The organism is Mycetohabitans endofungorum (assembly GCF_037477895.1).
Lineage (GTDB): Bacteria > Pseudomonadota > Gammaproteobacteria > Burkholderiales > Burkholderiaceae > Mycetohabitans.
On record NZ_CP132744.1, the window covers coordinates 951,517 to 965,222 of the forward strand.

7 protein-coding genes and 2 pseudogenes are annotated in these 13,706 nt (G+C 61.3%); 2 read left to right on the forward strand and 7 right to left on the reverse strand.

Annotated elements, in window-relative coordinates:
* Nucleotides 1–29: 29 nt before the first annotated feature.
* Nucleotides 30–2,327, reverse strand: a complete 2,298-nt coding sequence (locus RA167_RS04325; protein WP_139337089.1) for a hypothetical protein — start codon at nt 2,325–2,327, stop codon at nt 30–32.
* 663 nt (nt 2,328–2,990) lie between these two features.
* A complete protein-coding gene (locus RA167_RS04330) occupies nt 2,991–3,272 on the reverse strand; it encodes a hypothetical protein (protein WP_235090577.1) in 282 nt (93 codons plus the stop codon).
* Nucleotides 3,273–3,308: 36 nt separating this feature from the next.
* Here RA167_RS04330 and RA167_RS04335 point away from each other — a divergent pair.
* Both RA167_RS04335 and RA167_RS04340 read left to right on the forward strand, forming a co-directional pair.
* A pseudogene (locus tag RA167_RS04335) lies at nt 3,309–3,452 on the forward strand (quercetin 2,3-dioxygenase); the annotation flags it as partial.
* Between the two features lie 177 nt (nt 3,453–3,629).
* The gene (locus tag RA167_RS04340) at nt 3,630–3,818 is read left to right on the forward strand and encodes a hypothetical protein (protein ID WP_237574320.1); all 189 of its coding nucleotides are present in this window, start codon (nt 3,630–3,632) and stop codon (nt 3,816–3,818) included.
* A 232-nt stretch (nt 3,819–4,050) separates the two neighbouring features.
* Here the strand turns inward: RA167_RS04340 and RA167_RS04345 are convergent, their stop codons facing one another.
* The 5 genes and pseudogenes from RA167_RS04345 to RA167_RS04365 form a co-directional block, all read right to left on the reverse strand.
* On the reverse strand, nt 4,051–5,085 hold the full coding sequence (locus RA167_RS04345; RefSeq protein ID WP_076786623.1) for an IS481 family transposase: 1,035 nt from the start codon (nt 5,083–5,085) through the stop codon (nt 4,051–4,053).
* Nucleotides 5,086–5,129: 44 nt separating this feature from the next.
* Nucleotides 5,130–6,074, reverse strand: coding sequence for a lytic transglycosylase domain-containing protein (locus tag RA167_RS04350; RefSeq protein WP_076786624.1), 945 nt, complete (start codon nt 6,072–6,074; stop codon nt 5,130–5,132).
* Between the two features lie 783 nt (nt 6,075–6,857).
* Nucleotides 6,858–7,130, reverse strand: a pseudogene (locus tag RA167_RS04355) (hypothetical protein); the annotation flags it as partial.
* 102 nt (nt 7,131–7,232) lie between these two features.
* Nucleotides 7,233–10,553, reverse strand: a complete 3,321-nt coding sequence (locus RA167_RS04360; RefSeq protein ID WP_076786626.1) for an efflux RND transporter permease subunit — start codon at nt 10,551–10,553, stop codon at nt 7,233–7,235.
* Nucleotides 10,550–13,666 (reverse strand): MdtB/MuxB family multidrug efflux RND transporter permease subunit, encoded by a 3,117-nt coding sequence (locus RA167_RS04365; RefSeq protein WP_076786628.1) that lies wholly within the window; start codon nt 13,664–13,666, stop codon nt 10,550–10,552. Before RA167_RS04365 ends, RA167_RS04360 begins: the two co-directional genes overlap by 4 nt.
* Between the last annotated feature and the right edge of the window lie 40 nt (nt 13,667–13,706).

Here is a 13,706-nt window from a genome sequence, read left to right on the forward strand (position 1 = left end):
AGCGATGCTGCGGCCAAACGCGCACCGTTTCAGAAAACCGTGTGACGCAGCCTTAAGTTTGGGAATGCGCGTCGTGGCTGGCGCGGCGCCGCATCCGGCGCGTTGGGTTCTCGCGTCCCGGCCACTTCGCCATCGTGCCATGCACGACACAGGTCGATCTGCCGCGTCGCCTGCATCAGCGTTTCAATTAGCTTGCCGCGCAGGTCGCGGTAGCGTTTCGGTGCGCTTTTCATCAGATAAGTGGCCAACTTGTCGTGGCTTGATGCCAAGTCGGCGCGGGGCGCATGTGGGTCGACGAGTTCACCCTTTTGCACCGAGATGAACTGGTCGATTGCAACGGCCAGTTGCCGCTCGTGTGCGTTCGTCAACGGCAGTTGGCGCTTCAGCTTTCGGCATTGCGCCCGTACGGCCAATGCGTCGCGATACAGGCGCTGATCATATTCCAGATCCTTGTCCAATCCAACCAGGATTTCCTTCAGCGCGAGGCTGCGCGGCATGTCGGCCGGATGGTTTTCGACGCGAATATCCTCGACGTGTGTGACGGTCGCATCCAGCGGGGCGAATATTGCCTTGAATTTGTGTTCGCGCGACGTGTTGTCGTCGGCGTCCACGGTGCTGAGCCTGACGTCCTCAATGGCGTGCCCGTCCGAAGTTGGGGCAGGCGTGCCGCTCAACTTGTTGACCACGTGCTGATAGGTCTGTATTTTGGCCTCCAGCTTTCTACGCAGATAAGCGGCCTGGGTGTCCAGCATGTCTTCAAGCAACTCAATTTGGGTTGTTTGTGCTTCTCGTGTCGGTTGGGCGAGCCATGTTTTCAAGCTGCTTCGGGTCAGATACTGGCGTGAGTCGTTCCAAGCTTGCTTGGCGGCGCGCGTCGCGCTGTGCGGTGAGTTCAGCTTGGCGCTGTGAGCCAGGAATGATGACGCTGCCTTCAGCCGTCCCAATGAGTCTTGCGCTGCACGTCGGGCCGTGTTCGCAATAAATTGCTGGGTGGACGGTTTGGCGCCACGCGCATCAGAATCGCCGGTGTAAACATATTTGTCGTCGTAGCGTTTGCCGAGCTGGTCTGCGACCTGGCTCAGAAATGTTTGACGTTGGTCTTCGCGCTGGTATATCTGTTTGTAGAATGCTGATTGCAGCAGCAAGCCGTCCAACGGCGTTGCAGTGCTGCTGCCCCAATTGAGCACGTCCATGGATTCCAGGAACGTACGATTCAATTCTGGGTCATCGTCGGTGTAGTAGGTTTGGTAGCGCCGTTGCTTGCGGTAGTCAAAGAGCGCGCGCTGCGATGATGCGCTCATCATGAGCAGCCCGCTTATTGTCACGGCCAAGAGGCCCCCGGCGACGGCGGGATGGGCTACCGCAGCGCCTGCCGTACCGGCGGCGATGGCGCCCGCCACACCGGCCTTAGCCAACGTGCTCGCGGCGTAGACAGCGCTGCCAGCGAGGAAACTGTTGTTCCATCGCGCATAGCTTGTAAAGAACTGATCCCGCTGTTCCAACTTCAGTGATTGAAATCGCGCGTAGCGGTGCAGCAATTCGGCGTCTTCAGGACTCAGGTGGTGCCCGTTTTGGCGCAATTGATCGATCAGGGCATCGATATGTGCGTCTTTCAATCGCGTGTCGGTGGCGGCCTTGGCGGCGCGGAACGCATTGAGCTGCTGGCGCGAACGATGAACCTTGTATGCGCCACTGGCGAGCGCCGTGGCGCCGACAAGCGGCTCCAGGCCCAGCGTCGCGAGGCCTGCGACGTGATCCAACGCCGCCGCGGCAGGACTGTCTGATGCGCACAGCGCAGCCTTGGCGGCAATGCCGACTGAGGCCTTGGCCAGCACGGTGCTACCGGAAGCGATCGAGCATGCCCCTAATGCGGCATCGGCACGGTTTTGCTGCCGCGTGAATGTCATCACCTGGCGCTTGACTTCCATAACGGCGCGCAAGCATGTCATCATCGATTGCGCATCGGTGAACAGTCGGACCGAAGCCGCTTGTGTGGGATGGTTGCGATCTCGCGTTGAGCCGGCAATGCCGGCGAGCCGCTCAAGACAGGCGACCTCTTGTTCGAGTTGCTGGATCGAGCGTTTTAGTTCTTTGTGGTGCTTGGCGGCATGCGCCATTTCTTGAATGCCTGACTTGATCTCCATGATCGCCAGCAAGGCCAACGTGCCGTCGGCAGCGATTTTCTCGTTCCGGCTGAAAATTTCCTCGGAAATGCCGGCTCGCTTGATGGTGTCCAGTGGATCCGCTTCAATTAATTCGGAAGACTGATCAAGACCGTCGGAAGTGGTCTGCGTGTAACCTTTAAAGAGTTGAATCGGGGTAGCCATCGTGGCATATACGCCGCGCATGGCGGTACCTAAGCCCACCCGCGTGATGGCGCGTGGCAGGCGGACCTCGCGTTGCGACGCATCTGCAACGGATCTTTCCGACGAAACGGTCCGCCGTTCTGACGGGGACCGCGTGATGCGGGCGATCAGGTTCCTGCAATGCCAAGCAAGGTCGTGTATCTCGGCCAAGCTCAGCGCGGATGAGGTGCTATCGGGCGTGGGCGGGGTTTGCGCTGAAGGTCTGTCCACCGCTGACACAGGCACTGAACGCACGTTCCCGTCATGGGGCAGGCTTTCCAATTGAGCCATTGCGCGGCTGCGTGCCTCAACCTGTTTTTTCCATGCGTGAGGCAGACCTTCAATCTGGCCGTGGTGATACACATGGCTGGACGGCGCCGGCTGCAGCCGCGGTGGGGCGCCGACCAGTTGCGCCAGGCGTTCACCGAAATCCATTGTTAGGTCTACATCATGATTGCGTGGATGAAGTGACGAGCTCAACATCATATCGGGTACTCTCTGGTAGTGCTGACGTTGTCACTCTAGGACGCTTTGCAACGCGTTACCATGAACGCGCGCGAAGCCCCGTTGCCAGGGGCGTACACTGCGGGAAGTTCCCGAAATACAGTATTGACGTGGCTGCAAGCAATGTAGTCGCGGCTTTGATCATTGGGGAAGGCGCGTGCGTAATCGCTTTTCGAGAAACCTGACAAGTGCCCAACAGGTGGCGAGCACCTGCCGCTGCCAATGTGGTGGATAGACGACGTTCAGCGGCAATGGATCTTGCGCAAACGGCTCCGGCATGGTGACGAGCTGACCATGGCCCAACGCCGGCGCCACGATGAAGCGGGGTAGCGGCGCGATGTCGAGCCCGGCAACGGCCGCATCGCGGACGACGTCCCCCTGTTGGCGCACCAGCGCGCCTTGAATCTCGACTGTGCGTTGCACGCCGGCGATCCGCAATTCCCAGCCGGTGCGCCCAGCAAGTTGCGGCTGGTCTTGTCCCCGCACGGACAGGACGGGGCGCTGCAAATCCGCCAGGATGGACGGCTATATGCCGGCTTGTTCGACGGCGACGCCAGCGAGCACTTCATGCTGCCAGCGCAGCGCTATGCGTATCTGCATGTCGTGTGCGACACGCCGGTAGCGGCTGAGCCACGCCACAATGGCGTGGCTCAGCTATATGACGACTATTGGTAAAACTGATTGCCGGTAGACGGCTGACTGACACCCGAAGGGTCAAAGCCGCTATTGCCGGACGCATGGAAGGGGTCTGCGGACTCGGTGGAGTTCGTCGACGCGTCCTTGCTGTTGCTGCTCCCTGGATGGGTGACCGTGCTGGAGTTGTCGTTGGACGCCGGACTGTTGATCGTGCCCGAGCCACCGCTAGTGACCGGAGGGGTGATCGTGCCCCAGCCGCCACTGGTCACGGGATTGGTGATCGTACCCGAGCCGCCGCTAGTGACCGGCGCTTTGCCATCGTGCTGGGAATGATCCGCAGCCGAGTGCCCATGATGCGGTGAGCATGGACATTCGCAGTCGCCATCCGTTGACGGGGCCGGGGAGCGATGCCCGCATGTTGTGTCGTCGTCATCGAACGAATTGTCGTCGTCGCTATGCGAATTCTGCAGCAGGGCCAGCAATTGTTCGATGAGTTTTTGCAAGAAATCGGAGTCGTCCGATGACGTGCCGTTCGCCGGACACTGTGCGATTCACAGACATCGTTTCACTTTTTAGAGGGCCGTTTTCGTGGCGTGTTGGAACTTGCCTCTGCTATCGGAGCCACGAGTTCCAACACGCGCCAATGATGTTTAGCAAGGGTCTTGTCGAGTCGCCATTCGCGGTGTTGGACGCGCTCTTTCAGTTCGTCGTAGGCACCGGCTACCTCTTCCGAGAGAGGTGTCAGTTCGCCCAGTTCTGCTATGCGATCGACGGGCGTCTTGCCACCGAGTGATCCGTGCGGGCGGCGCCAGTTATAGTCGAACTGCCACTGTTCAATTTGCTCCTCGATCATGCCTTCGCTCAGGCCATGACGGGGCCAGAATTCGTTCAAGTCAGTGAGTTGCGAACGCTCGACCTTGCCATTGAGGTGTGGCGAGCGTGGTGGGATCGGTCGGAATTTGATGCACTCACTCATCAGGCACCGCTGCACTGACTCGGCGAAGAACTCGCTGCCCCGATCTGTCTGGATACGTTGAATCGGAAACGGCATTTCCTCGATGACGCGATCAAGAAAAAGCAACGTATTACGTGCATTTATGCGCGAATAGACGGCTAGTACGCGAAAGCGAGAACAATCGTCGACGGCTGTGTACTGATAGAGGCCCCGCGCAATCTTCATCGTGTCCATCTGGACGCAATCTCCCGGAACTGGACGGCTATAACGTTTGGGCTGCGCTGGTCGCCTGGGTCGAACCAATGGCGTCACATGCGCCTGGCACAAGATCTTATGAAGGGTCGCGAGGGATAGTTCTCTTTGCTCATGCAATCGCAGCTCATTCTGGATCCGCCGCGCGCCTTTGTGCTCGGCACGCAGTCGGAGGATCGTTGCTCGATCGGTCTCAGAAACCTTCTGGTTTGGACTTCGGTGTGGGCGGCGGCTTTGGGATTGGAGACCTGCTTCGCCGGCTTGCTGATAGCGGCGTAGCCATTTGCGAAGTGTCGGTCGAGAGATGCCGCACCGCGCGCACACGAGGCCGGCGTTGCCGGCCTCGTGATACATGTGCACCCAACGTAATCGCGCGGCAATCTCTCGGTCCATCGCCTCATTTTAGTTGAAACGATGTCTGTGAATCGCACAGCGCATTATTGGCTGTCGTCCAGTTCTTTATGCTGGTTTAATACGTTGTAGTTAGTCATAACGTGTCTTGCGTATTTCGCTTCATCGCCCACTCCAACGTATTCTTCGAGCCCCTTCTTCAGTGCCTTTTCGTTGGCCATCGGATTGTTGCGATCACCGCCGCTTTCGATGATGTGGGACTTGAGTTCGAAGGCTCCCGCGATTACGTTGTCGTGCGGGTTGCTCATATCCAGGTCCTTCGCGTCCTTGCCAGTCAACTTTTTAATGTTCTCTTTGTCCTGCTGCGTCAGCGTCGGCAACACGTCCTTTTCCCAGCGCCGCTGGCCGATCTGCATCAGGCTCAGATCCGGCGTACCGTCGCTGTTTTTCGACCATTCCTTCGGATTACCGCGCGATTCGGCCCACATCTGCCCACCGATCAGGTTGCCATCTAGCCCCGTCAGCCGCGCGGCCAGGTTGATGTCATTTTCCCACCGGTCGATCTTCGGATTCTTCCCTGGCGTATAGGCCTTGCCTGGCATTGTCGGACCGTCCAGCGCTGGCTGGTCCTTGCCGGACCGGCTGCTCGCTTGGGTCGAGTCGGTAGCGTCGCTGTCGGATGAAGTGCCGTGGGTCTTGCCGGATGAGCCGCTCGTGCCGTCCTCCGGCGCGTCGCAATGGTGATGGTGACATCCGCCGCCGCCGTGATGCCGGCCAATGGCGCCACCCGAGTCCGGGCCATCGCCGGTATTGCCCTCGTTACCGTTGCCGTTAAACTGCATCAATAACTGGATCAGTTGATTGAGCAAATCGTCGGTGTTCGACCACTGCCTGTCCGATGACGTCGAGGTTTGCCCGTCTCCTGCTCGTTTGTGATGGATTCCCGACGTGTCGTTGTCGTAAAGCCCGGGCCATTGGGGCCAGTTGGAAGACGGCGAATCGGTTTGGATAATCGTGATCGTGGTTGTCATGCAAGGCCTCGTCCGAAATGAACAGATGTATCGTTATTTCATAGGTATTTGGCTGGTTGGATAAGCTGGACGCGAACACGAGGTGCCACAAGCGAACCCGATGGCCCGAACCGGGTCGGGCGTGGCCGATGATTCTCGTCGGGACGAAGAGACGGACGGTGGCCACTCACCACGGCATTCGCTAACCAGGTGTAGAGAAAATGATGGAAATATTCTGTCGCCGATAAACCGGACGGGGCGATTCGAGCGGCGTCCCCGGTGGGGCGGGGGCCGGGCAGGTCAGTTGGCAGGCGCGCGCCGGTGCGACGCGCGCTGTGTTCATTAGACGTTACGCGTGCGGGAGGGGTGCATTGAACGGCGCGTCATCGCAGGTTGGCGCGGACGGGCTCATACAGGCTCGGTCCGAACTTCGGTCCCCGTTTCAGCGCTGGCTCGTGCTCCGGTCCCGGCTTGCACAGCAGCCGGGGATGCGGTCTCCGCGCCCGGCGCAGGCGCCGGATCGCTATCCGCATGGTCGGCGGCCGTGTGCGTGTCCATGCCGGCGCCAGGCAGCTTCGCTTTGCGCGAGGTATCGACCGCGAGCGCCGGCGCCGAGACGGAGCCCGCCGGCGCCGAGACGCAGCCTGCTGGCGTTGCGACAGAACCCGCCGGCGTCACCACGGAGCCTGCTGACGTCGCGACAGAACCCGCCGGCGCCGCCACAGGACCCGTCGGTGCCGCGATAGAACTCGCCGGTGCCACGGCGCTTGCCTTGGGCTCGGCCGGCTTGGCATCTGTACCCTTGCGCGGCTTTTTGGCCAACGGGATCAGGCCGAAGGCGCGCGCCGCTTCGGCGATCTGCTGCGGGGAGAAGAGTTCGTCGGGCGTGATGCCGAATGTGCGGATGTGGCTCTCGATCGTCTGCATGGCTTGCGCACGATCGTCGCGACGCTGTTGCGCGCGCGCGACAATATCGCGCAGTTCATCGGCCTCGTCGCTCGAAATTGTGAATGCCGTTTGTTTTTGTTGCAATTCGGTGAAGCGATGGAATTCCTGGTCTGTCAAGAGTTTGGCCATGAAGATATGCAGTTTGAAGCAGGGAGAATGCATGCATCGGGCGAGGCGCAAGCTGGACTGGCGCGGGATCGCACTCGAGGCGGGGGCCGTATTCTACCTGCGTTACTCGCCCTTGCCGAACGCGTGGTGCGGCGGGACATGCTCGCCGCCATGTCGCGCTGCCCACCAGGTACGAAGCCGGTCCATGTAGAGGTAAACCACCGGCGTGGTATAAAGCGTCAGCAACTGACTGACAATCAATCCGCCGACGATCGAGATGCCCAGCGGCGCGCGCATCTCGTGTCCTTCGCCGTGGCCGAAGGCAAGCGGCAACGCGCCGAGTAGCGCGGCGCAGGTGGTCATCATGATCGGCCTAAAGCGCAGCAGGCAGGCTTGGCGGATCGCCTCGCGCGAGCCCAGGCCGGTGCGCGCGGCGTCAATCGCGAAGTCCACCATCATGATTGCATTCTTCTTGACGATGCCAATTAGCAGGATCACGCCGATCAGCGCAATGAGGCTGAACTCGGTATCGAACAGCAGCAACGCCAGTAGCGCGCCGACGCCGGCCGACGGCAACGTGGACAGGATCGTCAGCGGATGGATATAGCTCTCGTACAGAATGCCCAGCACGATGTAGACCGCGGCGAGCGCCGCGAGAATCAATAGCAACTGGTTCGACAACGCTTGCTGGAACGCCTGCGCCGTGCCAGAGAAACTGCCGTGAAGGGTGCCGGGCATGCCGATGTCGGCCATGGTCTGGTAGATTGCGGCGGTCGCATCCGACAGTGATTTTCCCACCGGCAGATTGAATGAGATCGTCGTCGCAACGAATTGGTTCTGGTGGCTGACCGCTAGCGGCGTATTGCCTGGGCCGAAGCGCGCGATGGCTGACAACGGGATCATCGTTTCCTTGGCGGTGGATACCGCGGCGCCGGACGATGAGCTGGACTTGCCGCTGGAGGCGATCGAATTAATCGCCTGATTGCGCGCTGAATCGAGCGCGACGCTCGCTGCACGGCTGGCGGCATTGGCCGCCGTCGTGCCGGCCGTCTTCGTCGCGTCCAACGCGCTGGTAACGGTCCCGGCCGTCGCGTTGGTGCTCGCGGTGCCCGATGCGCTGCCGGCAGATTGGCTAATAAAGATGTCCTTCAGGATCTCGGGGCTCTGCCAATAGCGGGGCGCTACTTCCATCACGACGTGATACTGGTTCAGCGCATTGTAGATCGTCGACACCTGCCGCTGGCCGAAGGCGTCATACAGCGTATTGTCAATCTGCGAAGGCGTGATGCCGTAGCGTGCAGCGCTCGGCCGATCGATGATCACATTTGCCTCCAGGCCGCCTTGCTGCTGGTTCGAATTCACATCGGCAAGCTCGGGCCGCTTTTGCAGCGCCTCGGTTAGGATCGCCGCCCATTTGTACAGTTCCGCGGTCGAATCGCCGAGCAGCGTGAATTGATACTGCGCGTTCGATTGTCTTCCGCCCACGTGGATATCCTGCACCGCTTGCAGGAACGTTCTAGCGCCCGCGACCTCGGCCAGCGGCGCGCGCAGTTGCTCGATGACCTGGTCCGCGGACACGCCGCGCTCGGCGAGCGGCTTCAGCGAGATGAACATGAAACCCGCGTTGGTCTGACGTCCGCCGGTAAAGCCGACGGTGGAGTCCACAGCCGGGTTGCGCTTGACGATGTCCATCATCTGCGAGAACTTCACCTGCATCGACTGGAACGACGTGCTCTGGTCCGCCTGGATTCCGCCGACGAGTCGGCCGGTGTCCTGTTGCGGAAAGAAGCCCTTCGGCACAATCGTGTACAGGTACACGTTCAAGCCAATGGTGGCGACCAGCACGGCCAGCACCAGCAACGCATGATCCAGCGCCCAGCCGAGCGAGCACTCGTAGCCGCGCTGCAGGCGCGCGAAGCCGGCTTCGAGCCAGCGTGCGAGCCGGCCTTCGCCGCGGGGGCGGGTGGTTGGCGCGAGTAGTTTGGAGCACATCATCGGCGTGAGCGTCAGCGACACGAGCAGCGACACGAAGATCGCCAGCGACAGCGTGACAGCAAACTCACGAAACAGACGACCGACGATGCCGCCCATCAACAAGATCGGCAGGAACACCGCGACCAGCGATACGCTGATCGACAATACCGTGAAGCCGACTTCGCGCGCGCCCACGATGGCTGCGCGCATGCGCGGCATGCCGGCCTCGATGTGCCGCGAGACGTTCTCGAGCACGACGATCGCATCGTCGACGACGAAGCCGGTGGCTATCGTCAGCGCCATCAGCGACAAGTTGTCGATCGAATAGTCGAGCAGGTACATGCCGGCAAACGTACCGATGATCGACACGGGCACCGCAACGCTGGGAATCAGCGTCGCACGCCAGTTGCGCAAGAACAGGAACACGACCATCACCACCAGGATCACCGCGATCAACAACGTGCGCTCGGTGTCCCGCAGTGAAGCACGGATCGTCATCGTGCGGTCGGCGGTCGGCGTCACATCGATCGCCGCGGGCAGCGCCGCGCGTAGCTGGGGCAGCCTCGCTTTGACGCGGTCGACTGTCTCGATGATATTGGCGCCAGGCTGCCGGTACAGGATCACGAGCACCGCGCGTTCGCCGTTCATCATGCCCATGGTGCGCAGGTCTTCGACCGAATCGACGACCTGCGCGACGTCGGAAAGCCGCACCGCGGAGCCGTTGCGGTAAGCAATCACCAGGTCACGGTATTGATCAGCGCGCCGCGCCTGGTCGTTCGTGTACAGCTGCAAGTGTCGGTGGCCGGCCTCGATCGCACCTTTCGGGCTGTTTGCATTGGCCGACGCGAGCGCGGCGCGGATGTTTTCCAGTCCGATCCCGTAGTGGAACAGCACGGTCGGATTGACCTCGACGCGCACGGCCGGATTGGCCGCGCCACTGACGTTGACTTCGCCGACTCCGTCGATTTGCGACAGCGCCTGTTGCAGCACGGTCGATGCCGCGTCATACATCTGTCCGGCCGTCATCGTTTTCGACGTCAGCGCGAGGACGAGGATCGGCGCGTCGGCCGGGTTGACCTTGTGGTAGGTTGGATTTTGTCGCAGGTTGGCCGGCAAGTCCGCCCGCGCGGCGTTGATCGCGGCCTGCACGTCGCGAGCCGCCCCGTCAATGTCGCGGTTCAACCCAAATTGCAGCACGATCCGCGTATTGCCGATGCCGCTCATCGACGTCATCTCGGTGACGTCCGCAATGGCGCCCAGGTGTCGCTCGAGCGGGCTGGCCACGCTGGTGGCGACGGTCTCCGGGCTGGCGCCAGGCAGCGTTGCCAGCACCGAGATAGTCGGAAAGTCCACCTGCGGCAATGGCGACACCGGCAGCTTCACGAAAGCGAACAGCCCGGCCAGTGCGATGCCGACGGCCAGCAACGTGGTGGCGACGGGGCGCGCGATGAAAGGGCGGGAAAGGTTCATTGTCTGCTGCCTTCGCCGCTGGCATCGTGCGACAAGCGTTCGCGCAGCGCCGAAGCGAGCCGGTCGAAGCCAAGGTAAATCACCGGCGTCGTGAACAGCGTCAGCAGCTGGCTGACGACTAGTCCACCGGCGATCGCGATGCCTAGCGGATGGCGCAGTTCGTGACCGGAGCCCGTGCCCAGCATCAGCGGCAACGCACCGAGCAGCGCCGCCATCGTTGTCATCAGGATCGGCCGCAAGCGCAGCAGGCAGGCCTGGTAGATCGCGTCGCGAGGGGACTTGCCTTGCTCCCGCTGCGCTTCGAGCGCGAAGTCAATCATCATAATCGCGTTCTTCTTGACGATGCCGATGAGCAGCACAATGCCGATGATGCCGATGATATCCAGGTCATGTCCGGTGATGATCAATGCGAGCAGTGCGCCGACGCCAGCGGAAGGCAGCGTCGATAAGATCGTGATCGGATGAACAAAGCTCTCATATAGCACGCCAAGGACGATGTACATCGTGACGATCGCGGCCAGGATCAGGAATACCTGGTTGGACAGCGATGCTTGGAACGCCAGTGCCGCGCCCTGGTAGCGGATCTGGAATGAGGGCGGCAGGCCGATGTCGTCCTTCGCTTGTTCGATGGCCTTCACCGCCGCGCCGAGCGATTCGCCTGGCGCGAGGTTGAACGAGATGGTGGTGGACGGGAACTGGCCCAAGTGCGAGATCAGCAGCGGCGCGTTTTGCTGATGGAAGGTCGCGATGGACGACAGCGGGACCTGGGCGCCAGCCGCGGTGGCCGACGGCAAATAGATCGCGCCCAGCGCGTCCGCCGGGGACTCGTGCAACTTCGGGTCTGCTTCCAGGATCACGCGATACTGGTTCGATTGGGTGAAGATGGTCGAGATGATGCGCTGCCCAAACGCGTCATACAGCGCGTTGTTGACCGTCGCCGGCGTGATGCCGAAGCGGGCGGCGGTACTGCGATCGATCTCGATATACGTCGAGAGCCCATTTTGCTGTAAGTCGCTGGTGACATCGACCAACTCCGGCGCCTGCTTGAGCCGCGCGACGAGCTTCGGCACCCAGTCGGCGAACGCTTGAGCATTCGCGTCGGTCAGCATGAATTGGTATTGCGTCGCGCTGACCGTCGAGTCAATCGTCAGGTCCTGCACCGGCTGCATGTACAGCGAGATGCTGGGTACCTGCGCGACGCGCTGCTGCAATGAGCGGATGATCTGCTGCGCGTCGCGGCTGCGTTCGTCGAACGGCTTCAAATTGATCAACAGACGGCCGCTATTTAGCGTGATATTGGTGCCGTCCACGCCGATGAACGACGACAGGCTCTGGACGTCCGGGTCCTTCAGGATTTCGGTAGCGAGCGCTTGCTGGTGCTCGGCCATGGCCGCGTACGACACACTTTGCGAGGCCTGTGTGATGCCCTGGATGATGCCGGTGTCCTGCGTCGGGAAAAAGCCCTTCGGCGTCACGATGTAAAGCACAATCGTGAGCACTAGCGTGAGCAGCGCGACGAGCAGCGTGAGCGGCTGGTGCTCGAGCACCCGCGAGAGCATTTTTCCGTAGGCGGCGATCACCGCGTCGAAGAACGCACGGGCCCTGGCCTCGAAGCGGCCGCTTTCCTTCGGCGGACTGTGTCGGAGCAGCTTGGCGCACATCATCGGCACGAGCGTGAGCGATACCACCGCCGAGAACACGATCGTCACGGCAAGTGTGATCGCAAACTCGTGGAACAGCCGGCCGACGACGTCACTCATGAACAGCAGCGGGATCAGCACCGCGATCAACGACACAGTCAGCGAGATGATGGTGAAACCGATTTGCTTGGAGCCCTTGAGCGCGGCTTGCAACGGCGTGTCGCCGTCCTCGACATAGCGCGCAATGTTCTCGATCATCACGATCGCGTCGTCGACGACGAAGCCGGTGGCGATGGTCAGCGCCATCAAGGACAGATTGTTTAGCGAAAATCCGTACAGGTACATCACCGCCAGCGTGCCAATCAGCGACAGCGGCACGGACAGGCTGGGAATCACGGTCGCCTGCCAACTGCCGAGGAATAGGTATATCACCAGCACCACCAGCACGACCGCCGCTGCCAGCTCGAACTGCACGTCGCGCACCGACGCGCGGATCGTCGTGGTGCGATCGGTCAACACGCGGGTCTCGACCGAAGCGGGCAGGCTTTGCTGCAACTGCGGCAGCAGCGCCTTGATGTTGTCAACCACCTGGATGACGTTGGCGCCCGGCTGCCGCTGCACATTGAGGATGATCGCCGGTTCGGTATCGACCCACGCGCCCAGTTTCGTGTTTTCCGGGCCGGAGACGATCTGTGCGACGTCGGTTAGCCTCACCGGGCGGCCGTTCTTGTAGGCGATTACCGCACTGTGATACGCATTGGCATCGGTCAATTGGTCGTTCGCATTAATTGTGTATGCCCGCGTCGGACCATCAAAATTGCCTTTTGGCGTGTTGACGTTCAGGTTCGAAATCGTGGTGCGCAGATCGTCCAGATTCAGGCCGTACGCTGCGAGTGCGCGCGGATTGGCTTGGATGCGGATCGCGGGCCGCTGCCCACCGCTCAGGCTCACCAGCCCCACGCCGCCCACTTGCGAGATTTTCTGCGCGAGCCGGGTATCGACCAGGTCCTGCACGTCGGTCAACGGTAGCGTCTCGGAGGTGATCGCCAGCGTGAGAATGGGGGCGTCGGCTGGATTGACCTTGGCGTAGATCGGCGGCGCTGGCAGGTCGGACGGCAGCAGGTTGCCTGCTGCGTTGATGGCCGCTTGCACTTCCTGCTCCGCGATGTCCAACGGCAAGTCCAGCGAAAACTGCAGTGTGATCACCGATGCGCCCGCCGAGCTTTGCGACGACATCTGGTTTAGCCCCGGCATCTGACCGAACTGGCGCTCCAGCGGCGCGGTCACCGACGAGGTCATCACCTCGGGGCTGGCACCCGGATAGAAGGTCTGCACTTGAATCGTTGGATAGTCGACTTCCGGCAGCGCGGATAGCGGCAGAAACCGCAGCGACACGAGGCCGACCAACATGATGGCGGCCATCAGCAGTGCTGTGCCGACTGGGCGGAGAATAAAGAGGCGAGATGGATTCATGCGTCGAATGGTCCGGGAGCGCGGTGCCGGGGCAGACCCC

What these genes read in the sequence shown, in the direction of transcription:
- RA167_RS04325 (WP_139337089.1), bottom strand. Translation starts at nt 2,327, where the DNA reads ATGGCTACCCCGATTCAACTCTTTAAAGGTTACACGCAGACCACTTCC.
- RA167_RS04360 (WP_076786626.1), bottom strand. Translation starts at nt 10,553, where the DNA reads ATGAACCTTTCCCGCCCTTTCATCGCGCGCCCCGTCGCCACCACGTTG.
- RA167_RS04350 (WP_076786624.1), bottom strand. Translation starts at nt 6,074, where the DNA reads ATGACAACCACGATCACGATTATCCAAACCGATTCGCCGTCTTCCAAC.
- RA167_RS04345 (WP_076786623.1), bottom strand. Translation starts at nt 5,085, where the DNA reads ATGGACCGAGAGATTGCCGCGCGATTACGTTGGGTGCACATGTATCAC.
- RA167_RS04365 (WP_076786628.1), bottom strand. Translation starts at nt 13,666, where the DNA reads ATGAATCCATCTCGCCTCTTTATTCTCCGCCCAGTCGGCACAGCACTG.